Origin of the sequence: Burkholderia ambifaria AMMD, from assembly GCF_000203915.1 — a bacterium.
Taxonomy (GTDB): Bacteria; Pseudomonadota; Gammaproteobacteria; order Burkholderiales; family Burkholderiaceae; genus Burkholderia; species Burkholderia ambifaria.
The window spans coordinates 1,479,096-1,503,769 of sequence record NC_008390.1 but is presented as its reverse complement, the minus strand read 5'-3'; the positions used below and the strand labels follow the sequence as shown (position 1 = coordinate 1,503,769).

General features: G+C 65.2%; 23 protein-coding genes and 1 tRNA gene. 6 read left to right on the top strand and 18 right to left on the bottom strand.

Annotation, left to right across the window (positions count from 1 at the left end; genetic code table 11):
* The first annotated feature begins 472 nt into the window (after positions 1 to 472).
* Positions 473 to 2,683, top strand: a complete 2,211-nt coding sequence (locus BAMB_RS06915) for a hypothetical protein (protein WP_011656679.1) — start codon at positions 473 to 475, stop codon at positions 2,681 to 2,683.
* An 86-nt stretch (positions 2,684 to 2,769) separates the two neighbouring features.
* Here the strand turns inward: BAMB_RS06915 and BAMB_RS06910 are convergent, their stop codons facing one another.
* The 13 genes from BAMB_RS06910 to BAMB_RS06850 all read right to left on the bottom strand — a co-directional run bounded on the left by BAMB_RS06910 (position 2,770) and on the right by BAMB_RS06850 (position 15,712).
* Positions 2,770 to 3,183, bottom strand: a complete 414-nt coding sequence (locus BAMB_RS06910) for a MerR family transcriptional regulator (protein ID WP_011656678.1) — start codon at positions 3,181 to 3,183, stop codon at positions 2,770 to 2,772.
* A gap of 61 nt (positions 3,184 to 3,244) precedes the next feature.
* A complete protein-coding gene (locus tag BAMB_RS06905) occupies positions 3,245 to 3,631 on the bottom strand; it encodes an integration host factor subunit alpha (RefSeq protein ID WP_006753316.1) in 387 nt (128 codons plus the stop codon).
* A gap of 72 nt (positions 3,632 to 3,703) precedes the next feature.
* Positions 3,704 to 6,133 (bottom strand): phenylalanine--tRNA ligase subunit beta, encoded by a 2,430-nt coding sequence (gene pheT, locus BAMB_RS06900; protein ID WP_011656676.1) that lies wholly within the window; start codon positions 6,131 to 6,133, stop codon positions 3,704 to 3,706.
* A 96-nt stretch (positions 6,134 to 6,229) separates the two neighbouring features.
* Entirely contained in the window at positions 6,230 to 7,243 is a 1,014-nt protein-coding gene (gene pheS / locus BAMB_RS06895; RefSeq protein WP_041489802.1) for a phenylalanine--tRNA ligase subunit alpha, read from the bottom strand.
* 148 nt (positions 7,244 to 7,391) lie between these two features.
* Positions 7,392 to 7,751 carry a 50S ribosomal protein L20 gene (rplT, locus tag BAMB_RS06890; protein ID WP_006052502.1) on the bottom strand — a complete coding sequence of 120 codons (360 nt, stop codon included), beginning with the start codon at positions 7,749 to 7,751 and terminating at the stop codon, positions 7,392 to 7,394.
* 30 nt (positions 7,752 to 7,781) lie between these two features.
* On the bottom strand, positions 7,782 to 7,979 hold the full coding sequence (gene rpmI / locus BAMB_RS06885; protein ID WP_004191477.1) for a 50S ribosomal protein L35: 198 nt from the start codon (positions 7,977 to 7,979) through the stop codon (positions 7,782 to 7,784).
* Between the two features lie 190 nt (positions 7,980 to 8,169).
* Positions 8,170 to 8,694, bottom strand: coding sequence for a translation initiation factor IF-3 (infC, locus tag BAMB_RS06880; protein WP_081467222.1), 525 nt, complete (start codon positions 8,692 to 8,694; stop codon positions 8,170 to 8,172).
* 49 nt (positions 8,695 to 8,743) lie between these two features.
* Positions 8,744 to 10,651 carry a threonine--tRNA ligase gene (thrS, locus tag BAMB_RS06875; RefSeq protein ID WP_011656673.1) on the bottom strand — a complete coding sequence of 636 codons (1,908 nt, stop codon included), beginning with the start codon at positions 10,649 to 10,651 and terminating at the stop codon, positions 8,744 to 8,746.
* A gap of 270 nt (positions 10,652 to 10,921) precedes the next feature.
* Positions 10,922 to 10,998 (bottom strand) — tRNA-Val (locus tag BAMB_RS06870).
* A 95-nt stretch (positions 10,999 to 11,093) separates the two neighbouring features.
* Positions 11,094 to 13,313 carry a RelA/SpoT family protein gene (locus BAMB_RS06865; RefSeq protein WP_011656672.1) on the bottom strand — a complete coding sequence of 740 codons (2,220 nt, stop codon included), beginning with the start codon at positions 13,311 to 13,313 and terminating at the stop codon, positions 11,094 to 11,096.
* A gap of 39 nt (positions 13,314 to 13,352) precedes the next feature.
* Entirely contained in the window at positions 13,353 to 13,706 is a 354-nt protein-coding gene (locus BAMB_RS06860) for a RidA family protein (RefSeq protein WP_006758848.1), read from the bottom strand.
* A gap of 74 nt (positions 13,707 to 13,780) precedes the next feature.
* Positions 13,781 to 14,674, bottom strand: a complete 894-nt coding sequence (locus tag BAMB_RS06855; protein ID WP_011656671.1) for an alpha/beta fold hydrolase — start codon at positions 14,672 to 14,674, stop codon at positions 13,781 to 13,783.
* A 132-nt stretch (positions 14,675 to 14,806) separates the two neighbouring features.
* On the bottom strand, positions 14,807 to 15,712 hold the full coding sequence (locus tag BAMB_RS06850; RefSeq protein WP_011656670.1) for a LysR family transcriptional regulator: 906 nt from the start codon (positions 15,710 to 15,712) through the stop codon (positions 14,807 to 14,809).
* Between the two features lie 138 nt (positions 15,713 to 15,850).
* Between BAMB_RS06850 and BAMB_RS06845 the strand changes: the two genes are divergently transcribed.
* Genes BAMB_RS06845 through BAMB_RS06835 form a run of 3 tightly spaced genes read left to right on the top strand, consistent with a single transcriptional unit; the run spans position 15,851 to position 18,196 of the window.
* Positions 15,851 to 16,408: an ester cyclase gene (locus BAMB_RS06845; protein ID WP_011656669.1), complete on the top strand. Its 558-nt coding sequence runs from the start codon at positions 15,851 to 15,853 to the stop codon at positions 16,406 to 16,408.
* Between the two features lie 11 nt (positions 16,409 to 16,419).
* The gene (locus BAMB_RS06840; RefSeq protein WP_011656668.1) at positions 16,420 to 17,445 is read left to right on the top strand and encodes a polysaccharide deacetylase family protein; all 1,026 of its coding nucleotides are present in this window, start codon (positions 16,420 to 16,422) and stop codon (positions 17,443 to 17,445) included.
* Positions 17,446 to 17,482: 37 nt separating this feature from the next.
* Positions 17,483 to 18,196 (top strand): SDR family oxidoreductase, encoded by a 714-nt coding sequence (locus BAMB_RS06835; RefSeq protein WP_041491154.1) that lies wholly within the window; start codon positions 17,483 to 17,485, stop codon positions 18,194 to 18,196.
* 77 nt (positions 18,197 to 18,273) lie between these two features.
* Here the strand turns inward: BAMB_RS06835 and BAMB_RS06830 are convergent, their stop codons facing one another.
* A complete protein-coding gene (locus BAMB_RS06830; RefSeq protein WP_011656666.1) occupies positions 18,274 to 18,915 on the bottom strand; it encodes a CoA transferase subunit B in 642 nt (213 codons plus the stop codon).
* A 1-nt stretch (position 18,916) separates the two neighbouring features.
* Positions 18,917 to 19,621 (bottom strand): CoA transferase subunit A, encoded by a 705-nt coding sequence (locus tag BAMB_RS06825; protein ID WP_011656665.1) that lies wholly within the window; start codon positions 19,619 to 19,621, stop codon positions 18,917 to 18,919.
* Between the two features lie 223 nt (positions 19,622 to 19,844).
* Here BAMB_RS06825 and BAMB_RS06820 point away from each other — a divergent pair, with 223 nt between their 5' ends.
* The gene (locus BAMB_RS06820) at positions 19,845 to 20,390 is read left to right on the top strand and encodes a PAS and helix-turn-helix domain-containing protein (RefSeq protein ID WP_011656664.1); all 546 of its coding nucleotides are present in this window, start codon (positions 19,845 to 19,847) and stop codon (positions 20,388 to 20,390) included.
* Between the two features lie 106 nt (positions 20,391 to 20,496).
* Here BAMB_RS06820 and BAMB_RS06815 read toward each other — a convergent pair whose 3' ends face one another.
* Both BAMB_RS06815 and BAMB_RS06810 read right to left on the bottom strand, forming a co-directional pair.
* Positions 20,497 to 20,928 (bottom strand): acyl-CoA thioesterase, encoded by a 432-nt coding sequence (locus BAMB_RS06815; RefSeq protein ID WP_006753331.1) that lies wholly within the window; start codon positions 20,926 to 20,928, stop codon positions 20,497 to 20,499.
* 32 nt (positions 20,929 to 20,960) lie between these two features.
* Positions 20,961 to 21,737, bottom strand: coding sequence for an SDR family oxidoreductase (locus BAMB_RS06810; RefSeq protein WP_011656663.1), 777 nt, complete (start codon positions 21,735 to 21,737; stop codon positions 20,961 to 20,963).
* Positions 21,738 to 21,915: 178 nt separating this feature from the next.
* Here BAMB_RS06810 and BAMB_RS06805 point away from each other — a divergent pair, with 178 nt between their 5' ends.
* A complete protein-coding gene (locus BAMB_RS06805; protein WP_011656662.1) occupies positions 21,916 to 23,589 on the top strand; it encodes an electron transfer flavoprotein-ubiquinone oxidoreductase in 1,674 nt (557 codons plus the stop codon).
* Between the two features lie 113 nt (positions 23,590 to 23,702).
* Here BAMB_RS06805 and BAMB_RS06800 read toward each other — a convergent pair whose 3' ends face one another.
* A complete protein-coding gene (locus BAMB_RS06800; RefSeq protein ID WP_011656661.1) occupies positions 23,703 to 24,650 on the bottom strand; it encodes a dihydrodipicolinate synthase family protein in 948 nt (315 codons plus the stop codon).
* Between the last annotated feature and the right edge of the window lie 24 nt (positions 24,651 to 24,674).

Here is a 24,674-nt window from a genome sequence, read left to right as displayed (position 1 = left end):
CGGCAAGTTGCGCGAATCGCACCGGCAACCCACGTCGCGTCCTAGTCGAAAAGGACGATGGCCGTTTCGCCGCGGATCGCTACCGTGCGCTTACCCGGCGCGAGATCGACGCGCACGGCGCATCGTCCGGCTGCACATGCTGGTTTGATCGGCCGTGCCGGCGACGACAGCGATACCACGTCCGTCGCCGCGCTCACCTCGCACGAAAACCCGCGTCAGCCCATGTCGGCGCCCGGTTTGACGATCGGTTCAGCGCGCCGCCCGCCCCGGCCGCAAAACCAAACGCCCGTTTGATCTTACCGCCCTGCCACCTGGAATCCATTGTCCTGTCGTGCATCGCCCGGCCTTGCCCGCACGCCCGTTGTTTGGTGACGCCGCTCTAGCGCGCTATGCCACACTGCACGGCATCGACGTCCGCGCTGCGCACGAGCCGCGTGCCCACGTCGATCACGACAAGACCTGGAGACAGACGATGCGGAATGCGGTCCGGCGCGGCCATCGCACGCCTTTGGCAATTCTCGACTGGATGGCTGCCCCGCGACGCGCGGCAGCCTCGGTCTCACACGGCACCTCCCGTGCACTCGGCTGCGGCGCGCTAGCGCTCGCGCTGCTCTGCACCGGCTGCGCGGAACCAGCCGCGCAGCGTGACGGCAACGTATCGGCCGCCTCGACCAGGATCGAGCGCGCGAAGGCCGAACGCCTCGCCCATGAACGGCAGATCGCCCGCACCGTGCCTTCGCTCGCGTCGATCAGCCTCACACAGCCGCGCCCGTTCACGCTGCGCGACTCGGGCCAGAACGGCGCGATGACGTTTCTGCGCGATGTCGATTTCCGCATCGTCAACAACCTCGGCTTCTTCATCCACCAGCTATCCGCGACACTCGTGCCGACGCAGGCAGGCGCGCCGATCGTGTTCGATGATCCGACGAGCTTCGAGATCGATGTGCACGAAGGCACGGTCACGCTCGACAACACGAAGCTGACCGCACTCTTCGACACCTACATCTTCGGTTACCGCAACGCGCCGCTGCGCAAGCTCGCCGTCTCGGCCGGCGACGGCGTGATCCATCTGCAAGGCGAGATGCAGCGCGACGGCTGGGTGCCGTTCTCGCTGACCGGCACGCTGGCGATCCGCGACGGCAGTCAGCTCGTGTTCCACCCGAACGGCGTGCGCGTATCGGGCATCAATGCGCAGCCGGTGATGCGCGCGGCCAACGTGAAGATGGCCGACCTGCTGAAGGTCGAGACACCGATCGCGCGCCTCGTCGGCGACGACCTCGTGATGTCGGTCGACAAGCTGATGCCGCCGCCGCGGCTGAAGATTCGGATCACCGCGCTGCGCGTGACGCCGGCCGGGCTCGACCTGACGCTCGACGACGGCTCGCACGCCGGCTTCGCGCTGCCCGCGAACGCGCCGCAACAGGCGATGTACATTCGCGGCGGCGACGTGAAATTCATGCGCTCGATGCCGATGAACGCCGACATCCTGATCAGCCCCGTCGATCCGGCGAAGCGCGACCAGAAATTCGTGTTCGACCTGTATCACTATCGCGACCAGGTATCGGCCGGCTATTTCAATTTCGACGAAAGCGGTGCGATGGCGATCCGGATGCCGTCGTATGCGGGGCCCGCGAGCGGCGCCGCGCTGGGCAATACGGCCGCCCGCCTGAACGACAGCTTCCTCGCCGCGCAGCAGAACGCGTTGCGCGACTTGCGCCAGCACTGGGAAGCGTTTGCGCTCGCAGCCGCCGCGGCGCAGCCCGGCATGCAGAAAGTCGCGATGCGGCGCTCGTCGACCACGCCGTTCAACGAACGGCACGTGTCGAACCGCAACCCGACGATCCACCTGCACAACGTCGACTTCAACCTGTCCGGCGACATCGGCTTCCATGTCGAGGATCTCGACGTGCAGCTCATCGCGAAACGGCCGGGCGAGCCGGTCGACCTCGACGATCCGAACCAGTACGACATCCGCATTCTCGGCGGAACGGTCGTCGAATCGTGGAAGGCGATGTCGGCGCTCTTCAACAACTATCTGCTCGACTATTCGCCGCGCTCGCTGAACGACCTGCAACTGAGCGCGGATGGCCAGGACCTGCGCGTGCAGGGCGGCATCAAGCTCTGGAATCACGTGCCCGGCGTGTGGCTGCCGACCGACATGAAGGGCTCGCTGTCGGTGCTCGACGACCGGCACCTCGCGTTCAAGCCGTCGCAGGTGTCGGTGCTCGGCATTCCGCAGGCGAAGCTGCTGCGCTCGCTCGGCATCGAACTCGCGTCGCTGACGCCGCTGCAGCGCCGCGGCGCGGAACTGCGCGGCGACACGCTCGTGCTCGATCAGTACACCGTATTTCCGCCGCCAGTGCTGAACGGCAAACTCGCGCAGGCGACGGTCGAACGCGACGGGCTGCGCCTCACGTTCCGGCGTCCCGCCGACGCACCCGTGGCGAAGCGCCCGCAGATCGACGCGCCGAGCTACATGTGGATGGAAGGCGGCGACATGAAGATGTTCAACGTGCTCGAACTGAATGTGCGCGCGCTGATTCGGAACTCTGCCGAGGCCGGCCCGATGCGTTTCGACCTGTACGGCTACCGCAGCCAGGTCGCGCAAGGCTCGGTGCGGATGCTGCCGGACGGCACGCTGGTCGTCGACATGGGCAAGCCGAATCCGCTCGCATCGCGCTGACAGCGTGGGCCCGCGCGCATGAAAAAAGCCCGGTGGCACTTCGCCAACCGGGCTTTGTTTGTTTCGAGCGTCGCGCTCAGTGACGCTCAGTCGCGCTTCAATCCATCGATCACGTCGAGGAGCGCCTGCCGCAACGCGTTCACATCGACCGTCTCTCCCTGCTGGCCCGGCGCACGCTCATCGGCACCGGCCACGTCCGGCTCGGCCGGCGCCGGGGCGCCGCGTTCGCTGCCCGGCGAATCGAGCCGGTTGCGCGCTCCGTTGATCGTGAACCCCTGTTCGTACAGCAGCTCGCGAATCCGCCGGATCAGCAGCACTTCGTGATGCTGGTAATACCGGCGATTGCCTCGCCGCTTCACCGGCCGCAACTGCGTGAATTCCTGTTCCCAGTAACGCAGCACGTGCGGCTTGACCCCGCACAGCTCACTGACCTCACCGATCGTGAAGTAGCGCTTCGCGGGAATCGGAGGCAAGACGACTTTCTCAACCGTAGTGGTCATCGTCGGTTAACCGTCGGTAAAGGGTGCGCGGCGGCCGCGCGGAGACGTCAACGCGCGGGCGTCATTCCACGCCGTTTTCGACCAGCGCCTTCAGCTTCTGGCTCGCGTGGAAGGTTACCACCCGGCGGGCCGCGATCGGAATCGCCTCGCCCGTCTTCGGATTGCGGCCCGGACGCTGCGGCTTGTCGCGCAGCTGGAAATTGCCGAATCCCGACAGCTTGACGCTTTCACCGTTTTCGAGCGCGTCGCGGATCACTTCGAAAAAAGCCTCGACCATGTCCTTCGCTTCACGCTTGTTCAGCCCGACGCTGTCGAACAGCAGCTCCGCCAGTTCCGCTTTCGTCAGCGTCGGCGTCTCGGTGGACGCCGGCGCCGAAGCGTCGCGGTTCATGGCGCTGCGTTGCGCCGTCAGGAGGGCTTCGAATTCACTCGAGGTCATGTCGTTCATATCTGCCATACAGCGCGTTAAACCAAAACTTGCGAGGGGAAAAAGCCGCCCGCCAACGGGCGGCCCCTCTCCTTAGCCGCGCAGGCGGGCACCGGCACGAGCCATTCGCTCGACCAGCGTCTGGATCGCCTGATCGACGACCTCGTCCTGTAGCGTGCCAGCCGGATCCTGCAGCGTCACGCGGAAGGCAAGGCTCTTCTCGTGCGCGGCAAGGCCACCGGAAGTATTTGATTTTGCACGAAATTCGTCGAAGAGTACAACCTTCTGAACGAATCGGCAGGCGTCTTCGGCCAGCGCCTTCTTCATTTCGTCGAAAAGTGCCTGAACCTCGACCGCCTGATCGACCACGACGGCGATATCGCGCCGTACCGGCGGGAATTTCGATACGTCGGTCGGAGCCGGCAGCGCACGCGCGATCAGCGCGTCCGTGTCGATTTCGAACATCACCGGCGCGTGCGGCAGCTCGTACTTCTGCATCAGGCGCGGATGCAGCTCGCCGATCCAGCCGACCGCGCGGCCATCGACTTCGATGCGCGCGCTGCGGCCCGGATGAAGGGCCGGATGTTCGGCCTTCACGAAGCGCGCGGCGGCCGGCGCGAGCAGCGCCTCGAGATCGCCCTTCACGTCGAAGAAATCGACTGCGCGCGTGGCCACGCCCCACTGCTCGTCGACCGCCGGGCCGTACGCGAGCGCGCCGACACGTTTCGGCTGCGTGTAGCCTTCGACGGTCAGCTCGCCGGCCTTCACCGACGAATCGGCGAGGAACACGCGGCCGGCCTCGAACACGCGCACGCGATCCGCGCGACGGTTCAGGTTGTGGCGCAGCACCGAGATCAGGCTGCCGAACAGCGTCGTGCGCATCACCGACAGCTGGCTCGCGATCGGATTCAGCAGGCGAATCGGGGTGTCGTTGCCGGCAAAATCGTGCTCCCACTCCGCATCGACGAAGCTGAAGTTGACCGTTTCCGCGTAGTCGCGCGCCGCGAGCGCATGACGGATGTCGTGGATCGAACGCTGCGTCTCGTTGGTCGCGCGCATCTCGCTCGTCGCGACCGGCGGACGCGCCGGAATCTTCTCGAAGCCGTAAATGCGCGCGACCTCCTCGATCAGGTCTTCCTCGATCTCGATGTCGAAGCGGTGCGACGGCGGCGTGACCAGGAATGCGTCGTCGTCACGCACGAACGGCAGGCCGAGGCGCGTGAAGATGTCCGCGATCTCGTCGGCGTCGATCTTCACGCCGATGATGCGGTTCGCGCGCGATACGCGCATCTTCACCGGCGCGCGCTGCGGCAGGTTGACCGCCTGATCGTCGATCGGGCCGGCCTTGCCGCCGCAGATCTCGAGAATCAGTTGCGTAATGCGCTCGACGTGCTCGACGGTGGTTGCGTAGTCGACGCCGCGCTCGAAGCGATGGGCCGCATCGGTCGAGAAGTTGTACTTGCGCGCGCGGCCACGGATGCTGTCCGGCCACCAGAACGCGGCTTCCAGATAGATGTTGGTGGTGTCGAGCGTGACGGCCGTGCTGTCGCCGCCCATGATACCCGCGAGGCTTTCGACGTGGCGGTCGTCCGCGATCACGCCGACCGTTTCGTCGAGTTCGACCGTATTGCCGTTCAGCAGCTTCAGCGATTCGCCGCGCTTGCCCCAGCGCACCTCGATGCCGCCGTGGATCTTGTCCAGGTCGAACACGTGCGACGGGCGGCCAAGCTCGAACATCACGTAGTTCGAGATGTCGACGAGCGCCGACACGCTGCGCTGGCCCGAACGCTCGAGGCGCTCGACCATCCATTGCGGCGTCTTCGCGTGCGCGTTCACGCCGCGGATCACGCGGCCGGAGAAGCGGCCGCACAGATCGGGCGCGGCAATGCGCACGGGCAGCGTCTCGTCGAGCTCGACGCGCACCGGGCGGATGTCGACCGGCGTCAGCGGAGCGCCGGTGATCGCGGCCGTCTCGCGCGCGATACCGAACACGGACAGGCAATCGGCCTTGTTCGGCGTCAGCTTGATTTCGAAGATCGTGTCGTCGAGATTGAGCGTGTCGCGGATGTCCTGGCCGACCGGCGTGTCTTCCGGCAGGATCAGCAGGCCGCTGTGGTCTTCGGACAGCTTCAGCTCGCGCGCCGAGCACAGCATCCCCTGGCTCTCGACGCCGCGCAGCTTCGACAGCTTGATCGCGAACGGCTTGCCACCCTCTTCCGCCGGCGGCAGTTCCGCGCCGACCAGCGCGACCGGCACCTTGATGCCGGGCGCCACGTTCGGTGCGCCGCAAACGATATTCAGCGTCGCGCCGGTGCCGGCGTCGACCTGGCAGACATTGAGCTTGTCCGCATCCGGATGCTTGACGACTTCGAGCACGCGGCCCACGACGATCTTCGACGTCGGCGGCGCAGCCTTGCTCAGCGATTCGACTTCGAGCCCCGCCATCGTCAGCGCGTGCGACAGCTCGTCGGTCGTCAGCTGCGGGTCGACAAAGGTTCTCAACCAGGATTCAGGGAATTGCATGGATGTCTACGTTCGAAACAGGTTAGATCGACGCCCGGGCCCCGTCGGAAACATCCGGCGGGGCGTGCGCGGGCACATGTCGGCGCGGCGCGTGCGTTATGCGAACTGGCGCAGGAAACGCAGGTCGTTCTCGAAGAACAGCCGGAGATCCTGCACGCCGTAGCGCAGCATCGTCAGGCGCTCGAGGCCGCTGCCGAACGCAAAGCCGATGTAGCGCTCGGGATCGAGGCCCATGTTGCGGATCACGGTCGGATGCACCTGCCCCGAGCCCGAGATCTCGAGCCATTTGCCGGCGTTCTTGCCGTGCTCGAACATCATGTCGATCTCGGCCGACGGTTCCGTGAACGGGAAATACGACGGACGGAAGCGCACGAGGATGTCGTCGCGCTCGAAGAATTTCTTCAGGAAATCGGTATAGACGCCCTTGAGGTCGGCGAAGCTGATGTTCTCGTCGATCCACAGCCCCTCGACCTGGTTGAACATCGGCGAGTGCGTCGCATCGCTGTCCACGCGGTACGTGCGGCCCGGCGCGATCACCTTGATCGGCGGACGGTTCATGCGCGCGTAACGCACCTGCATCGGGCTCGTGTGCGTTCGCAGCAGCAGCTGGCGGCCGTCGGCATCCTTGCCTTCGACGTAGAAGGTGTCCTGCATCGAACGCGCCGGATGGTTCTCCGGGCTGTTCAGCGACGTGAAGTTGTACCAGTCGGTCTCGATTTCGGGACCGTCGGCCACGTCGAAGCCGATCGAGCGGAAAATCTGTTCGACGCGCTCCCACGTGCGCATCACCGGGTGCAGGCTGCCTGCACCGGCGCCGCGGCCCGGCAGCGTGACGTCGATCGCCTCGGCGGCGAGGCGCTGGTTCAGCAGCGCGTCGGCGAGCGCCTGGCGACGTGCGTTCAGCGCGGCTTCAACCTGCTGCTTCGCGACGTTGATGCGTGCGCCTTCGGTCTTGCGTGCTTCGGGATCGAGCTTGCCGAGGCCCTTGAGCAACTCGGTCAGCGCACCCGACTTGCCGAGAAATCGTGCTTTCTCGTTTTCGAGCGTGGTGATGTCGGCAGCCTGTTCGAAGGACTGCTGCGCGTCGGCGACAATCTGGTCCAGATCCATAGATCCCATCATTTCCAACGTCATTCGGTCTTGGCGAGCAAATCTGCCCACCAAACAAAAAAGGGGCTCGGAAGAGCCCCGTTTTCGCTGCAGCGGCCGAAACTACCGGAACATCGCTGCAACTCACCACGCAGTGCTAATTTCGCAATTAGGCTGCAACGGCGGCTTTCACCTGCTGGACGATCGCAGCAAAAGCAGCCTTGTCGAACACCGCCATGTCGGCCAGGACCTTACGGTCGAGTTCGATCGACGCCTTCTTCAGGCCGTTGATGAACACGCTGTAGGTCATGTCGTGCTGGCGAACCGCCGCGTTGATACGCGTGATCCACAGTGCGCGGAACACACGCTTCTTGTTGCGGCGATCGCGGTACGCGTACTGACCAGCACGCATCACCGCCTGCTTGGCGATGCGGTAGACGTTATTGCGACGGCCGCGATAACCCTTGGCCAGCTTGATGATCTTCTTGTGGCGGGCCCGTGCGGTTACCCCACGTTTGACTCGAGGCATGTTTCTCTCCTTAGAGTATCAGTTGAGGGGTTACGCGAACGGCAGCATTGCGCGGACGGAGTTCAGATCGGAATCATGAACTGCCGTTGCGCCGCGCAGGTGACGCTTGTTCTTCGTGGTTTTCTTGGTCAGGATGTGACGCTTGAAGGCTTGACCGCGCTTGACGGTACCGCCCGGACGCACCACGAAGCGCTTTGCAGCACTCTTCTTGGTCTTCATCTTAGGCATGACGAACAACTCCAGTTTATTAGATGGCGATGGGTGTGCGGTTGGCATGCGCCCTTGACCCGCCCTTCGAAACCCAGTCCACTTGTGTACGGCGAACCGCTTGCGCAGCCGCCGTCATTGCTGGCGCGCCGCCCTGACCGGGCAACGCACCGAACCACTTGCGAACCTGCGCGCCGTGCGCGCGGGCCCGTTACTTCTTTTTCTTCGGCGAGAGCACCATGATCATCTGGCGCCCTTCCATCTTCGGCATCTGCTCGACCTGGCCGACTTCCTCGAGATCCGTGCGCAGACGTTCCAGCATCCGCATGCCGATCTCTTGGTGAGCCATTTCGCGGCCGCGGAAACGCAACGTGATCTTCGTCTTGTCGCCCTCTTCGAGGAAGCGCACGAGATTGCGGAGCTTGACGTTGTAGTCACCGTCATCGGTACCCGGGCGGAATTTGACTTCCTTCACCTGGATGACCTTCTGCTTCAGCTTCGCTTCGTGCTGCTTCTTGGACTCCTGATACTTGAACTTGCCGTAGTCCATCAGGCGGCAGACCGGGGGAACCGCTTGCGGCGCGATTTCCACGAGGTCGACATCCAGTTCTTCCGATTTACGGAACGCATCAGCGAGTTTTACGATACCGAGCGGTTCGTTCTCGAGCCCGACCAGACGCACTTCCGGCGCAGAGATTTCACCGTTGATGCGATGCGACGACTTATCAGTAGCGATGTTACGTTTCCTCTAAAAATTAAAAAAACGAGCCGCGCTGCCAGGGCGGTTACTTGAACGAGCGCAGGTCTTCCTGCAGACGCTCAACGAAGGCTTCGATCGGCATAACGCCAAGATCGACGCCGCCACGGGCACGCACGGCTACCGTTTGCGCATCACGCTCCTTATCACCCACGACGAGGAGATAAGGCACCTTTTCCAGCGTGTGCTCGCGTATTTTATAGCTAATCTTCTCGTTGCGCAAATCGCCCGCCACCCTAACCCCTTGTTTTTGCAACGTTTGGGTCAGAGAGTGTGCATATTCCACCTGACTTTCGGCGATATTGAGCACAACTGCCTGGAACGGCGCGAGCCAGGCCGGCATCGCGCCGGCATGGTGCTCGATCAGAATGCCGAGGAATCGCTCCATCGAACCGACGATCGCACGGTGCAGCATCACCGGCCGGCGGCGGCTGTTGTCCTCCGCGACGTACTCGGCACCGAGGCGCTCCGGCAGCACCATGTCGAGCTGCAGCGTGCCGCACTGCCACGACCGGCCGAGCGCGTCCTTGATGTGGTACTCGATCTTCGGACCATAGAACGCACCTTCGCCCGGCAGCTCTTCCCACGACAGGCCGCACGCCGTCAGCGCGTCGCGCAGGCCCTGCTCGGCACGATCCCACGTCTCATCCGTGCCCGCACGCTGTTCGGGGCGCAGCGACAGCTTGATGTCGATGTGCTCGAACCCGAAATCCTTGTACACGCTCATCGCCAGCGTATTGAACGCGATCGACTCGGCGATGAACTGCTCTTCCGTACAGAAGATGTGCGCATCGTCCTGCACGAAGCCGCGCACGCGCATCAGGCCATGCAGCGCGCCCGATGCCTCGTTGCGGTGGCACGAACCGAATTCCGCGTAGCGCAGCGGCAGGTCGCGGTACGAGCGCAGACCGTGCTTGAACACCTGAACGTGCCCCGGACAGTTCATCGGCTTGATCGCGTAGTCGCGCTTCTCCGACTCCGTCGTGAACATGTTCTCGCGGTAGTTCTGCCAGTGGCCCGACGCTTCCCACAGCGAGCGGTCCATGATCATCGGCGTCTTGATCTCGAGGTAGCCGGCGTCGTTCACGCGGCGGCGCATGTACTGCTCGACCTGCTGCCACAGCGCCCAGCCCTTCGGATGCCAGAACACCATGCCCGGAGACTCTTCCTGCATGTGGAACAGGTCGAGCTGCTTGCCGAGCTTGCGGTGGTCGCGCTTTTCCGCTTCCTCGAGCATGTGCAGGTATTGGTCCTGGTCTTCCTTCTTCGTCCAGGCCGTACCGTAGATGCGCTGCAGCTGCTCGTTCTTCGAGTCGCCGCGCCAGTACGCGCCCGCGACCTTCATCAGCTTGAAGACCTTCAGCTTGCCGGTCGACGGCACGTGCGGGCCGCGGCACAGATCCGTGAAGCCGCCGTGCGAGTACAGCTTGATTTCGTCGGTTTGCGGAATCGATTCGATGATCTCGGCCTTGTACTTCTCGCCGATGCTGCGGAAATAGCCGGCCGCCTCGTCGCGCGACACGACGCGGCGCGTCACCGGCTCGTCCTTCTTCGCGATTTCCTGCATGCGCTTTTCGATCTTTTCCAGATCTTCGGGCGTAAACGGGCGGTTATACGAGAAGTCGTAGTAGAAGCCGTTGTCGATCACGGGACCGATCGTCACCTGCGCATCCGGATACAGTTCCTTCACCGCGTACGCGAGCAAGTGCGCGGTCGAGTGACGGATGATGTCGAGACCGTCGGCATCCTTGTCCGTGATGATCGCGAGCGCTGCGTCGCGATCGATGACCGTGGACGTGTCGACGAGCTCGCCGTCGAGCTTGCCTCCAAGCGCAGCCTTCGCGAGGCCGGGACCGATCGAGGCTGCAACCTCGGCAACTGTCACCGGATGCTCGTATTGTCGAACTGAGCCGTCAGGCAAGCGTATCGAAACCATAGCAATCTCCGTGATGCCGACAGTGGGCGGCAAACCAGGTACGCGATATAAAAGTCGCGCGCGAAATTTCGCGACAAAAAAAATGCGGCCCCGCTTTCGAGGGGCCGCATTCGATACTTCACTCAGACTGAAAGGGCGAAAACGTTCCTCGACTAGCGTCGCTCCGAAAAGGTTTCGGTCAACGTTCGCGGTGTCATAACCGTATTCGCCCTGTTCGCGTTGAGTTATCTACTGCATCGAATACCCGGAAACCGGGCATTCTCAATTCGTTGGTAGGCTCGATTGGACTCGAACCAACGACCCCCACCATGTCAAGGTGGTGCTCTAACCAGCTGAGCTACGAGCCTAGAGAAGCTAAGATTATATGGAGCCAGCGCCGACTTGGCAAGTGTTTTATGCGGCCGCAGCAAAAGGCTCGTATTCCGGCCCCATTACAGGGACGTCACGTCTTGCGCCCCGCCCGCACGACGCCCGCCACTTCGCCAAGCAGCGTGCACGCACGCTGCACCTGCGCGGAATTCGACACCTCGACCGTGAACTGCATGAACGCCGCATTGCGGCGGCTCTGCGTCTTCACGCCCACCACGTTCATTTTTTCGCGCGCGAACACTTCGGAGATGTCACGCAGCAAGCCTTGCCGGTCGCTTGCCTCGATCATCAGGTCGACCGGATAGACGGACGCGCCGCGTCCGCCCAGCACATCGGCCGACCAGGTCGTCTGCAGCACGCGCTCCGGCGCCCGTTCGGCCATCCGCCGGAAGGTGGGGCAGTCGCTGCGGTGAATCGACATTCCCTTGCCGCGCGTGACGAAACCGCTGATCGGGTCGGGCGGCGCCGGACGGCAGCAGCGCGCAAGCTGGGTCAACAGCGCATCGACGCCGACCACCAGCACGCCGGTCGACGCGCCGTGCGCGACACTCGCCCCGCTGCTGCGCTTCTCGAAATCGGCGGGCGCCTCGGGCGCATGCTCGGGCGGCGGCGCATCGGACAGCGCCTGCTCGACGTGGCGCAGGCTGAATTCTTCCTTGCCCACGACCGAGAACAGTTCGTCGGGCGACTTGAAGCCGAGCTTCGCGGCGAGGTTGTCGAGATTGACCGACGTCTTGCCCTCGCGCTGCAGCGTCTTTTCGACGAGCGCGCGGCCATGCGCGATGTTCTCTTCCTGCTCGATCGAGTTGAACCACGCGCGCACCTTCTGTCGCGCACGCGAACTCTTCAGGTAGCCGAGCTGCAGGTTCAGCCAGTCGCGCGACGGGCCGCCCTCCTTCACCGCGACGATCTCGACCGTCTGGCCGTTCGCGAGCGACGTGTTCAGCGGCACCATCACGCCGTCGACGCGCGCGCCGCGGCAGCGATGGCCGAGCTCGCTGTGCAGGTGGTACGCGAAATCGACCGGCGTCGCCCCCTGCGGCAGCGCGATCACGCGCGCCTGCGGCGTCAGCACGTAGATGTGGTCGTCGTCGAGCGACGTCTCGCGCAGCTGGGCCCACGCCTGGTCGCCCGACACTTCGACGTCGTCCTTCCATGCGAGCAGCTGGCGCAGCCACGCGATCTTCTCGTCGTACTTGTCGCTCGCCGAGAACTGGCCGCCATAGCCGCGTGCGCCGGCTTCCTTGTAGCGCCAGTGCGCGGCGATCCCGTACTCCGCGAAGCGGTGCATTTCCTGCGTGCGGATCTGCACCTCGAACGCGCGGCCGTCGTCGCCGATCACGACCGTATGCAGCGACTTGTAGCCGTTCGGCTTCGGGCGCGAGATGTAGTCGTCGAATTCCTTCGGCACCGGCTGCCACAGGTGATGCACGATGCCGAGCACCGCGTAGCAATCCTTGATGTCCGGCACGATCACGCGAAACGCCCGCACGTCGTACAGCTCGGCGAAGTCGAGCTCCTTGCCGCGCATCTTGCGCCAGATGCTGTAGATATGTTTCGGCCGCCCGCTCACGTCGGCCGGGATGTGCGCTTCCGCCAGTTCGTGCTGGAGCCGCTCGATCGCCTGCGCGACGTACGCCTCGCGCTCGATGCGCTTCTCGTCGAGCAGCTTGGCGATGCGCTTGTAGGTGACCGGATCCTCGAAGCGGAACGCGAGATCCTCGAGTTCCCACTTCAGTTGCCAGATGCCGAGACGGTTCGCGAGCGGCGCGTAGATCTCGAGTGTCTCGCGCGCGACGTCGGGCGGCGGATCGATCTTCGCCGCCGCGTAATACCGCAGCGACTGCAACCGCGACGCCAGCCGGATCAGCACCACGCGGATGTCCTGCGCGAACGCCAGCAGCATCTTGCGCAGCGCCTCGATCTGCGTGCGCCGCTCTTCCGCCGCGTCGCGCCCGGCTTCAGGCATCGCATTCTGGGCGCGCAGGCTGACGGTGCCGAGCCGCAGCAGCTTGCGCACGTCGGACACGAGCCGCGCGACCTCTTCGCCGAACCGTTCGGTCAGTTCCCGCTCGGGATCGTTCAGATGCGGCGTCAGCACGAACAGCGCGGCCGCCTGCATCGCGTGCGGGTCGACGTTCAACGTGCGCATGATCGATGCGGTGCCCGCCGAGTGATCGGCGAGCAGTTCGCCCGTCGACAGGCGCGCGTCGCCGGCCCGCTCGCGCACGAACGCGAGCACGTCGTCGAACGACGGCGCCGCGACGGAAGAAGCGGTAACGGACTCGGTCATCGCACGGCCTGGCGTATTGCGGTCATCGTGATGCTTCGCTCAGCTCCGCTGCGCGGCGACGACGACGATCTCGACCAGCAGCGCTGGATCCGCGAGCTTCGCCTCGACGGTCGCGCGCGGCGGCGTGTTGCCCGGCGCGACCCACGCGTCCCACTCCGCGTTCATGCCTTCGAAGTTCGCGAGATCCGAAATGTAGATCTGCACCGACAGCAGATGCGCCTTGTCGCTGTTCGCTTCGGCGAGCAGGCGGTCGATGTGGCCCAGCACTTCGCGCGTCTGGCCCTTGATGTCCTGGGTGGTGTCTTCGGCGATCTGGCCAGCCAGATACACGGTACCGTTGTGGATCGCGGTTTCGGAGAGGCGGGCTCCGACGTGGTGACGAATGACTGCCATGGAATGTTCCGGTCGTTTGAGTGGTGAAGAATCGGCGACGGTGCGGCGCCGAACCGCATATTATGACGCGTTTATCAGGCGCCTTCGACGAAAAACCGCCGCGCGAGCGCAATCTGGTCGGCGTTCAGGAATGCCGGCGCGTGCCCCGTGCCGGGAATTTCCGCCTGCGTCACATGTCGGCCGCGGCGCACCATCTCGGCGGCGGTCTCGCGCGACAACAGGTCCGACTCGGCGCCGCGCACGACGAGCAGCGACGCATCGGTCGTCTCGATCGCGCGCCACAGGGTGGCCTCACCGAGCGCGGCCAGCTCGGGCGTCGTCGCCTTGAACGGCTCGGCGATGCGCGGATCGTAGCGCATCGTCCAGCCGCCGTCGGGCAGCTCGCGCAGCAGCGGCCGGTTGATCTCGCGCCATTCGTCGGCGGTCAACTCCCCGAACGGCAACGATAGCGACGTCAGATAGTCGACGCCTTCCTGCTCGGTCGCGAAGCGCGGCTGCACGCCGAGGTATTCGCCGATGCGCGTCAGCGAATCGGGTTCGATGCGCGGGCCGACGTCGTTGACGATCATCCGGCGCAGCGGCGAACCGGGCAACCCCACGAGCGCCATGCCGATCAGCCCGCCCATCGACGTGCCGAACCAGTCGACCGACTCGACGTCGAGCCGCGCGATCAGCGTGACCATGTCGGCGACGTATTGCGGAATCGCGTAATGCCGCGGATCGGCGAGCCAGTCGGAGCGACCGCGCCCGACGACGTCGGGGCAGACGACGCGATATGTATCGGACAGCGCGGCGGCGAGCCGGTCGAAGTCGCGCCCCGAACGGGTCAGGCCATGCACGCAGACCAGCACGCGCGGATTGGCCGGGTCGCCCCATTCGGTATAGGCGACGTGGTGAAGGCCGGCGGCGCTTGCACACTGCACGCGTCGCTGACGGGGAACCGGGGGATTCGCTGAGGTGATCGGCATCGTTGGGATCCTGTCGAACAGAGGCGGCGCGGCGGGCAACGCGTGCGCCGCCCGATGCAAACGATTGTAAACCGCTTCGTCAACGCAGGTCGTCACGCACGCCCCCCCGCCGGCACATCGCTCGCAGCGCGCTCAGTCGCCGCGGCCCCACGCGCCACGCAACTGCTCGCGCAGGAAATCGACGAAGGCGCGCACGCGCAACGGCACGTGACGACCACCGGGATAAACCGCATGAAGCGGCGCCGCCGGCGCCGCGAATGCCGGCAGCACGCGGACCAGTCGACCGGCATCGAGATCGGCACCGACGTCCCAGATCGACTTCAGCGCGATGCCCGCGCCCTCCAGCGCCAACGTGCGAGCCGCGCCGCCGTCGTTCGTCAGCAGCGCGGCCGTCACCTCGACCGCAACCGTGCCGTGTGCGCCGTCGAACCGCCACTCGGCACGCGGCTGATCGCCCATCACGATGCATCGGTGCGCACGAAGCTCGGCCGGTTCAGCCGGCAAACCGTGCGCGGCGACATAGCTCGGCGACGCGCAAAGCACGCGATGATTCGGCGCCAGCTCGCGCGCGATCATCGTCGAATCGGCGAGGCTGCCGATCCGCACGGCGACATCGATGTCGTGCGCGAGCAGATCGACGATCGCATCGGTCAGCATCAGTTGCACGATCAGTTCGGGATGCCGCCGCTGAAACGCCGCGATGAGCGGCGCGATCCGCAGCCGGCCGAGCTCGCCCGGCGCCGTCACGCGCAGCACCCCACCGACCGTGCCGCGGCGATCGCTCATCAGCGTTTCGGCACGCTCGACTTCGGCGAGGATGCGCAGCACCTGCGCGTGGAACTGCGCACCGTCGTCGGTCAGCGTCTGCTGCCGCGTCGTCCGGTGCAGCAGACGCACGCCGAGCTGCGATTCGAGATGCGCAAGCCGCTTGCTGACGACGGACAGCGACAAGTCCAGCTCGCGCGCCGCCGCCGACAGACTGCCGGCCGACACGATCCTCGCGAAGGTATCGAGCGCCGGGAGATCGTCGATCAGCATCCTGGCCTCGATCCCGCGCGAACCTTTCCTTTTTTCGAATAATCCATTCGATTTCCGACCGTATTTAGATGGAAATCGAAAACCTACCATACCTGTTCCGCGTCGTCGCACGACGCCATCCACAGGACACCCGAAACCATGTCGATTCGCCTTCTTTCGGCCGCTCGCCCGATCACCCGCGTCATCGCCGCGGCCGCCTGCGTCGTCGCGCTGTCGCCGGCCACCTCCCACGCGGCCGGCCTTGTCGAGCCGCACAGCCTGACCGTCGCGGCCGACCTGCCGGCCCAGCAGGCACGCGCGCAGATCCTCGCCGCGCGTCGCTACGGCACGTTCTGGGATACCGGCGACGCCAGCCTCGCCCAAACGGCACTCGCCGCCGGCTTCATCGACCGGACGCTTCCGGCCGGCCGCGCACAGGGCGTCCCGGGGCCGCTCGCGGCATCCCAAACGATGCGCGCGGCCATCCCGGACCTGCGTTGCGACATCGAGCAGATGATCGTCGCGGGCGACCGGGTCGTCGTGCACCTGCATTTTCGCGGGCACTTCACCGGCACGTTCAATGGCACGGCCGGCAGCGGGCAGACGGTCGACTTCATCGCGACCGACATCTACCGGATCGATCACGGCCGGATTGCGGAAAACTGGCACATCGAGGACAACCTGACGCTGATGCGTCAGCTCGGGCTTGTCGGCTGACGGAGAGGACGATGACTTACAACGACTCCAATCCGGCGACGCCTCCGGCGCGCCGCACGTTTCTGGCACAGGCCGGCGCCGGGCTGGCGGCCGGCGTCGCGATGGTCGCGGGCGTCGCGATGGTCGCGGGCGCCTCGCAGCCGGCAGCCGCCGCGCCGGCACCGCAGGAAGACACGCGCGCCGGCGGATTCTGGCCGAACGATACGCGGCTCGTCATCTCGATCTCGATGCAATTCGAGGCCGGCGGACAACCGCCGAAGGGCGCGGACAGCCCCTTCCCGCCCGTCGAATTTCCATCGTCGATGCCGGTCGATCTGGCGTCGGCCACGTGGTTCGCGTATGGCTATCGTGAAGGGATTCCGCGCCTGCTTGACCTGTGGGATCGGCATGGCGTGAAAGTCACGTCGCACATGATCGGGGAGGCCGCACGCCGGCATCCCGAACTGGCGCGCGAGATCGTGTCGCGCGGCCACGAAGCGGCCGCGCACGGCCCGACATGGCGCTCGCAATTCGCGATGACCCGCGACGACGAGCGTCGCTTCCTCACCGAGGCCCGCGACATGGTCGAAGCGGTGACGGGACAGCGCCCGGTCGGCTACAACTGCAACTGGCTGCGGCGCGGGCCGCACACGCTGCCGCTGCTGCAGGAACTCGGTTACGTGTATCACATCGACGACGTCAGCCGGGACGAGCCGTTCATCGAGACCGTCGGCGGTCGCGATTTCGTGGTCGTCCCGTACACGCTGCGCAACAACGACATCCTGCTGATCGAGGGCCGCAACTACTCGCCGACGATGTTTCTCGAGCAGATCAAGCTCGATTTCGACCAGCTGTACGCGGAAGCCGGGCAGCGGCGCAGATTGATGTCGATCAGCGCGCACGACCGGATCAGCGGCACGCCGCAGATGGTCCGCGCCTGGGATGCTTTCCTGCGCTACGCCCGATCGCATCCGGGGGTGGCCTTCATGCGCAAGGACGACATCGCCCGCTTCGCGCTGCGCAGCCCGTCGACGCTGCGCGAAGCCGAAACGATCTGACCGGGCTCCACTCACCTCCTCTCATCGGCACAACACCATGAACGATCCACTCCACGGAAAGAAAGTACTTGTCGTCGGCGGCAGCTCGGGTATCGGCGCCGCGGCAGCGAAAGCCTTCGCGCAACGCGGCGCTGCCGTGACGATCGCATCGCGCGACCCGGCCAGGGCCGGTGCAGATGCCGCGCCGGACGGGCACGTGCGCACCGAAGCGCTCGACATCACCGATACGGCGGCCGTCGATGCGTTCTGCGCGCGGGTCGGCCAGTTCGACCACGTCGTGATCTCGGCCGCGAAGACAGCCACGGGCCCGCTGCGCGCACTGCCGCTTGCCGACGCGCAGGCTGCGATGGACAGCAAGTTCTGGGGCGCATACCGCATCGCCCGCTCGATCGACATCGCACCCGGCGGTTCGCTGACATTCGTGTCGGGTTATCTCAGCGTGCGGCCGAGCGCGTCGTCGGTGCTGCAGGGTGCGATCAACGCGGCGCTCGAGGCGCTCGCCCGCGGTCTTGCGCTCGAGCTGGCGCCGGTGCGGGTGAACACGGTGTCGCCGGGCCTGATCGCGACGCCGCTGTGGGACAAGCTCGCGCCCGACGCGCGCGATGCGATGTACGCGGGCGCCGCCCAGCGTCTGCCCGCACGCCGTGTGGGCCAGCCCGAGGACGTCGCGAACGCGATCGTCTACCTGGCCACGACGCCTTACGCGACTGGTTCGACGGTGCTGATCGACGGCGGCGGCGCGATCGCGTGACGCCTGCGGTCATGACAAAACGCCCCGCGTTCCTGACGGAACGCGGGGCGTCGAGGGTCATGCTGAAAGGACGATGCTCAGGCGACCGCGCTCACATCGAGCGGTGCGCCCGTCTTCGTCTGGATCTCTTCCGCGGTCACGCCGTCGGCGAGCTCGAGCACCTTCAGGCCGGCCGGCGTCACTTCGATCACACCGAGATCGGTGATGATCAGGTCGACCACGCCGACACCCGTCAGCGGCAGGTTGCATTCATCGAGGATCTTGTGCTGGTCGCCCTTCGCGACGTGCTCCATCAGCACGACGACGCGCTTCACGCCCGCGACGAGATCCATCGCGCCGCCCATGCCCTTGATCATCTTGCCCGGGATCATCCAGTTCGCGAGGTCGCCCGTCTTGCTGACCTGCATCGCGCCGAGGATCGCGAGGTTGATGTGGCCGCCGCGAATCATCGCGAACGAATCGGCCGACGAGAAGATCGACGAGCCCGGCAGCGTCGTGACGGTCTGCTTGCCGGCGTTGATGAGATCGGCATCGACTTCGTCCTCCGTCGGCGACGGGCCGATGCCGAGCAGGCCGTTCTCCGACTGCAGCCACACCTCGACGCCTTCCGGCACGTGGTTCGCGACGAGCGTCGGCAGGCCGATGCCGAGGTTCACGTAGAAGCCGTCCTGCAGTTCCTTCGCCGCGCGCGCGGCCATCTGGTCACGATTCCAGGCCATGTCAGTCTCCTTTCGCGCGTACGACGCGTTGTTCGATGCGTTTCTCGGGCGTCGCGTTCAGCACGATGCGCTGCACGAAGATGCCCGGCGTGTGGACCTGGTCCGGATCGAGCGTGCCGTTCTCGACGATCTCCTCGACTTCCACGACGGTGATCCTGCCGGCCATCGCGCACATCGGGTTGAAGTTGCGCGCGGTGCGGCGATAGATCAGGTTGCCGGACTTGTCGGCCTTCCACGCCTTCACGAGCGCGACGTCGGCCGTCAGCGACGGCTCGAGCACGTAGTGGCGATCGCCGAACTGGCGCGTTTCCTTGCCTTCGGCGATCACGGTGCCGTAGCCGGTGTTCGTGAAGAAGGCGGGAATGCCGGCGCCGCCCGCGCGCAGCTTCTCGGCGAGCGTGCCCTGCGGCGTGAATTCGAGCTCGAGTTCGCCGGCCAGGTACTGGCGCTCGAACTCCTTGTTCTCGCCGACGTACGACGAGATCATCTTCTTGATCTGGCGCGTTTCCAGCAGCAGGCCGAGACCGAAGCCGTCGACGCCCGCGTTGTTGCTGATGCAGGTGATGCCCTTGACGGCCGAATCGCGCAACGCGCCGATCAGTGCCTCGGGAATCCCGCACAGGCCGAAGCCGCCCACCGCGAAGGTCTGTCCGTCACGGACGATCCCTTCCAGCGCGGCAGCCGCGCTTGGATAGACTTTGTTCATCTGTATGTCCCTTCCTCTATGGAAACCAGCAAAACCGGTTCACGCGCCCACTGGGCCGCAAGCCCGCCGCACCATTCTATGCATGCACGGCGATACCTGCGTCGAGGCGCGCTGTTTTTATATCGCGACAAACCGCCGCGAGATGCCTGAAAGGGTACGATGCGGCGCGGATACGGCACAATACGCAAAAATACATAAGCATTTCCCTCCGCTTGCCTGCGCCATGCCCGCTCTCGATTACCAGACTGCCTTTCACCTCGCGCCGCTCGGCCTCGTGATGTCGCGCGACCGCGTGATCGAGGACTGCAACGACGCGCTCGCGTCGATCTTCCGCTGCGCGCGCGCCGATCTGCTCGGGAAGTCGTACGAAGTGCTCTATCCGTCACCGGGCGAATTCCAGCGGATCGGCGAACGCATTTCGCGCGTGATGATCGCGAACGGCATCTACGCCGATGACAGAATCATGAAACGGGCCGACGGCGAGCTGTTCTGGTGCCACGTGACGGGCCGCGCGCTCGACCGCACCGCACCGCTCGCGGCCGGCATCTGGACCTTCGAGGACTTGAGCGCGACACGCCGCGTCGCCGTCGAGCTGACGCCGCGCGAACGCGAAATCGCCGCGCAGCTCGCGACCGGCAAGACCAGCAAGCAGATCGGGCGCATGCTCGACATCAGTTCGCGCACGGTCGACATCTACCGCGCGCGGCTGATGCGCAAGTACGGCACGAACAATACGCCGGAACTGCTGCAGCGCCTGCTCGGCCAGTGACTCGCGCGCCGCAATGGCAATCGGCCGCGTGACGCGGCCGATTCGGGAGAACTTCAGGAAATGGCGACACACCGGCGCCCGTGCACCGGCGCCGATGCCGCCGCGCTCAGCCGACCTTCGCCGCGAGCGCGCGCTCGATCGTATCGCGCAGCAGTTGCGGCAGCGGCACCGACTTGCCGAGCGCATAGTCGACCCACACGCAGCGCGCATTGCCGCGCGCATAGACGTGCTGCGGATCGTCCGCGCGCGTCAGCTCGAAACCGGTGTCGAAGCTGCTGCGGCCCGGCTTCGCGGCCGACATCCGCGCGATCACGTCGCCCGGATAGTGCAGTTGCTTCAGGAACTCCATCGACGCCGTGACGATCACGGGCCCCTGCCCCTCGCCGTTGCCGCCCGCGATGCCGAGTTCCTCGAACCACGAGATCCGCGCCTGTTCCATGTAGCGGAAATAGACCGTGTTGTTCACATGGCCGAACGCATCCATGTCGCCCCAGCGGATCGGCATCGACATTTCAAATACGGGGGAATATTCGCTCATTGCAGTCTTCTTTGTTGCGGAATGTCATCCACTCAGGCGAGGCCGAAGCCGTCGTCGGCGGAGATAATCGAGCCGTTGATGAACTGCGACTCGTCGGCCGCGAGCAGCAACAACAGCCCGTCGAGATCCTGCGGCTTGCCGACCCGCCGGCGCGGCAGTATCGACTGCAGCTTCTGGCCCTGCTCGGTTTCCCACAGGTAATGATTGATTTCGGTGTCGATATAGCCCGGACAGATCGCATTGACGTTGATCCCGTGGCGGCCCCATTCGAGCGCCATCGCGCGCGTCATCTGCACGACCGCCGACTTGCTCATCGCATACAGCCCGATCTGCGGAAACACGCGCAGGCCGGCCACCGACGCGATGTTGATGATCCGGTACGGCGGCTTGCCGTTGCCGTTCGCGCGCATCATCATCCGCTTCGCGACTTCCTGCGCGACGAAAAACGCGCCGCGCGTGTTGGTGTCGAACACGAATTCGAAATCGGCCGGCGTCACGTCGACGAGCTTCTGCATCGTCGAGACGCCCGAATTGTTCACGAGGATGTCGATCGTACCGGCTTCCGTCTCCGCGTGCGCGATGGCCGCCTTGATGCTCTGCACGTCGGTGACGTCGAGCGACACCACGTGTGCGGCACCGCCCGCCGCCTCGATCTCCGCGCGCAGTTCCTTCAGGCGCTCGACGCGGCGGCTCGCGAGCACGACCTTCGCACCGGCCTGCGACAGCACCTGCGCGAAGCGTTGCCCGAGACCGCTCGATGCGCCCGTGACCAGCGCGACCTTGCCTTCCAGATTGATCGATCGACCCATTGCACATCCCCTTTCGATATCGTTTCGCCGCGACGGGCGCCCTGCCCCACGCAGCATAACCCTGGCACAAAAAATAGAACGATCGTGCTAATCTATTCGCATGCTGTTGCGGCAAGCGTTTCGTTTCGCAGACAATACGCTCCCGAATAAAAGCATTCTAACGGTTAGAGGAACGCCAATGACCCCCGCAAGCCTCATCGAGCAGTACGGCCCGCGCGAATCGATGGAATACGACGTCGTGATCGTCGGCGGCGGCCCCGCCGGGCTGTCGGCGGCGATCCGGCTCAAGCAGCTGGCCGCCGAGAAAGGCACCGAGATCGGCGTGTGCGTGCTCGAGAAGGGTTCCGAGATCGGCGCGCACATCCTGTCGGGTGCGGTGATGGACCCGCGCGCGATCACCGAACTGTTCCCCGACTGGAAGGAACGCGGCGCGCCGCTCGACGTCGCGGTGACGGAAGACCGCTTCCTGTTCCTGTCCGAGACGGGCGCGGTCACCACGCCCAACTGGGCGCTGCCCGCCAACTTCCAGAACCACGGCAACTACGTGATCTCGCTGGGCAACGTCACGCGCTGGCTCGGGGCACAGGCCGAAGCGCAGGGCGTCGAGATCTTCCCGGGCTTCCCGGCCGCCGAGATTCTCTACAACGACGACGGCTCGGTGAAGGGCGTCGCCACCGGCAACATGGGCGTGGGCAAGGACGGCGAGCCGACCGAGAACTTCCAGCTCGGCATGGAGCTGCACGCGAAGTACACGCTGTTCGCCGAAGGCTGCCGCGGCCACCTCGGCCGTCAACTGATCTCGAAGTTCAAGCTCGACGCGAACGCGGATCCGCAGGCATACGGGATCGGCATCAAGGAGCTGTGGGAAATCGATCCGGCAAAGCACAAGCCGGGCCTCGTGATCCACACGGCCGGATGGCCGCTGAAGTCCGATACGTACGGCGGCTCGTTCCTGTATCACATGGACAACAACCAGGTGGTGGTCGGCTTCGTGGTGGGCCTGGGCTATACGAACCCGTACCTGTCGCCGTTCGAGGAATTCCAGCGCTACAAGACGCATCCGTCGATCCGCGCGTTCCTGGAAGGCGGCAAGCGCGTGTCGTACGGCGCGCGCGCGATCACGGCGGGCGGGCTGCTGTCGCTGCCGAAGACGGTGTTCCCAGGCGGCGCGCTGATCGGCGACGACGCGGGCTTCCTGAACGCGTCGCGGATCAAGGGCAGTCATGCGGCGATCAAGACCGGCATGCTGGCGGCCGATGCTGCATTCGACGCGGTGCAGGCCGGCCGCCAGTCGGACGAGCTCAACGCGTATCCGGACGCTTTCAAGCAATCGTGGCTGTACACGGAGCTGTACCGCGCGCGCAACTTCAAGCAGTGGATGGCCAAGGGGCTGTATCTCGGCACGCTGATGGTCGGGCTCGAGCAGAAGGTGATGGGCGGCAACGTGCCGTGGACGCTGCATCACAAGCATGCGGATCACGAGATGCTGAAGCCGGCGTCGCAATGCACGCCGATCGAGTATCCGAAGCCGGACGGCAAGCTGACGTTCGATCGTCTGTCGTCGGTGTTCATCTCGAACACGAACCACGAGGAGAACCAGCCGGCGCATCTGACGCTGAAGGATGCGAACGTGCCGGTGAACGTGAACCTGCGTACGTACGGGGGGCCGGAGGCGCGCTTCTGCCCGGCGGCGGTGTACGAGTTCGTGAAGAACGACGACGGCGGCGATCGGCTGGTGATCAACGCGCAGAACTGCGTGCACTGCAAGACCTGCGACATCAAGGACCCGACGCAGAACATCGTGTGGGTCACGCCGGAAGGTGGCGGCGGGCCGAATTACCCGAACATGTAAGCTGCCGGAAAACGCCGCCTCGCGCGGCGTTTTTTTTCGCCCGTTCGACAGTCGACGCTGCCCTGCCCGCCATCCAGCGTGCGACTCATGCACGGCACGCCGGACCGGACCGGTCAGCGCGCCGCGATCCGCCGACGGAAGTGCTCGGTACCGGACACGATCTTGTCGAGCACCGCATCGAGCGCCCAGAACCGCTCGCGCACGTCGTAGTCGATCGCGCGGCAGCGAATCGATGCGAACGTGCCGATCCGCTGGTGATAGATCTTCGCCAGCGCCGGATAGCCCAGTGCTTCCGACACGGCCGAGACCACCAGGAACGTCGACAACTCGTCGGCGAGCGCCGGATCCGAGTCGCCCCGCGTGCGCAGCCATCGATACAGATCCGGATGAAAGTTGGTAAACACACCGTTGAACCCGGCGGAACCCGCCTTCATCGCATCCCACGCGATCGCGGCGTTCGCATTCAGGATCTTCAGCGGCGATCCCGCGGCGAGCGCCACGCGCCGCTTCACCGTCTCCAGATCGCAACTCACGTCCTTGAGCATCACGAAGCGGCCGGTGTCGATGCACGCACGCAGTTCGTCGTCGGACAGCAATCGGCGGTAAGGCGCCGGGCATTCATACAAGCCGAGCGGCAAATCCGACGGCAGGCGCGCAAGCAGCTTGTGAAGATGGTCGAGAAACGCGGCGCTGCCTTTGCGCTGCGGGTCGAGCCGATTGGTCACGAGCACGACGCCCTGCGCGCCCGATTCCGCGGCCACGCGCAGCTCGGCGACCTGCGCATCGAGATCGTCGCTGATGTGCCCGGACGCGACGACAGGCACGCGCCCGGCCACGCGCTCGACCACGAAACGCGCGAGTTCCGCCCGTTCGGCCAGACTCAGGAATTGCATCTCGCTCGATTGCGCGACCGCGAACAGCGCATCCGCACCGTGCGCCAGATACCATTCGATGAGTCGCTCGAGCCCCGCGTAATCGATGGCCCCGGCGTCGTCGAACGGCGTCAGCATCACCGGTACGATCCCCTCGATGGTCGCGCTCGACTGCTGATGGTGTTGCATCTGTTTCTCCTTTCCTTGCTTTCT

Excerpts from the sequence above, each read along its gene's own strand:
- BAMB_RS06865 (WP_011656672.1), bottom strand. The coding sequence starts at position 13,313 with ATGACCGAGTCCGTTACCGCTTCTTCCGTCGCGGCGCCGTCGTTCGAC.
- BAMB_RS06855 (WP_011656671.1), bottom strand. The coding sequence starts at position 14,674 with ATGCCGATCACCTCAGCGAATCCCCCGGTTCCCCGTCAGCGACGCGTG.
- BAMB_RS06810 (WP_011656663.1), bottom strand. The coding sequence starts at position 21,737 with ATGGGTCGATCGATCAATCTGGAAGGCAAGGTCGCGCTGGTCACGGGC.
- pheS (WP_041489802.1), bottom strand. The coding sequence starts at position 7,243 with ATGGATCTGGACCAGATTGTCGCCGACGCGCAGCAGTCCTTCGAACAG.
- BAMB_RS06840 (WP_011656668.1), top strand. The coding sequence starts at position 16,420 with ATGACTTACAACGACTCCAATCCGGCGACGCCTCCGGCGCGCCGCACG.
- BAMB_RS06905 (WP_006753316.1), bottom strand. The coding sequence starts at position 3,631 with ATGAACGACATGACCTCGAGTGAATTCGAAGCCCTCCTGACGGCGCAA.
- BAMB_RS06800 (WP_011656661.1), bottom strand. The coding sequence starts at position 24,650 with ATGCAACACCATCAGCAGTCGAGCGCGACCATCGAGGGGATCGTACCG.
- BAMB_RS06850 (WP_011656670.1), bottom strand. The coding sequence starts at position 15,712 with ATGCTGATCGACGATCTCCCGGCGCTCGATACCTTCGCGAGGATCGTG.
- BAMB_RS06830 (WP_011656666.1), bottom strand. The coding sequence starts at position 18,915 with ATGGCCTGGAATCGTGACCAGATGGCCGCGCGCGCGGCGAAGGAACTG.
- BAMB_RS06815 (WP_006753331.1), bottom strand. The coding sequence starts at position 20,928 with ATGAGCGAATATTCCCCCGTATTTGAAATGTCGATGCCGATCCGCTGG.
- pheT (WP_011656676.1), bottom strand. The coding sequence starts at position 6,133 with ATGCAATTCCCTGAATCCTGGTTGAGAACCTTTGTCGACCCGCAGCTG.
- thrS (WP_011656673.1), bottom strand. The coding sequence starts at position 10,651 with ATGGTTTCGATACGCTTGCCTGACGGCTCAGTTCGACAATACGAGCAT.
- rpmI (WP_004191477.1), bottom strand. The coding sequence starts at position 7,979 with ATGCCTAAGATGAAGACCAAGAAGAGTGCTGCAAAGCGCTTCGTGGTG.
- BAMB_RS06835 (WP_041491154.1), top strand. The coding sequence starts at position 17,483 with ATGAACGATCCACTCCACGGAAAGAAAGTACTTGTCGTCGGCGGCAGC.
- BAMB_RS06860 (WP_006758848.1), bottom strand. The coding sequence starts at position 13,706 with ATGGCAGTCATTCGTCACCACGTCGGAGCCCGCCTCTCCGAAACCGCG.
- rplT (WP_006052502.1), bottom strand. The coding sequence starts at position 7,751 with ATGCCTCGAGTCAAACGTGGGGTAACCGCACGGGCCCGCCACAAGAAG.
- BAMB_RS06825 (WP_011656665.1), bottom strand. The coding sequence starts at position 19,621 with ATGAACAAAGTCTATCCAAGCGCGGCTGCCGCGCTGGAAGGGATCGTC.
- BAMB_RS06805 (WP_011656662.1), top strand. The coding sequence starts at position 21,916 with ATGACCCCCGCAAGCCTCATCGAGCAGTACGGCCCGCGCGAATCGATG.
- BAMB_RS06845 (WP_011656669.1), top strand. The coding sequence starts at position 15,851 with ATGTCGATTCGCCTTCTTTCGGCCGCTCGCCCGATCACCCGCGTCATC.
- BAMB_RS06820 (WP_011656664.1), top strand. The coding sequence starts at position 19,845 with ATGCCCGCTCTCGATTACCAGACTGCCTTTCACCTCGCGCCGCTCGGC.
- BAMB_RS06915 (WP_011656679.1), top strand. The coding sequence starts at position 473 with ATGCGGAATGCGGTCCGGCGCGGCCATCGCACGCCTTTGGCAATTCTC.
- BAMB_RS06910 (WP_011656678.1), bottom strand. The coding sequence starts at position 3,183 with ATGACCACTACGGTTGAGAAAGTCGTCTTGCCTCCGATTCCCGCGAAG.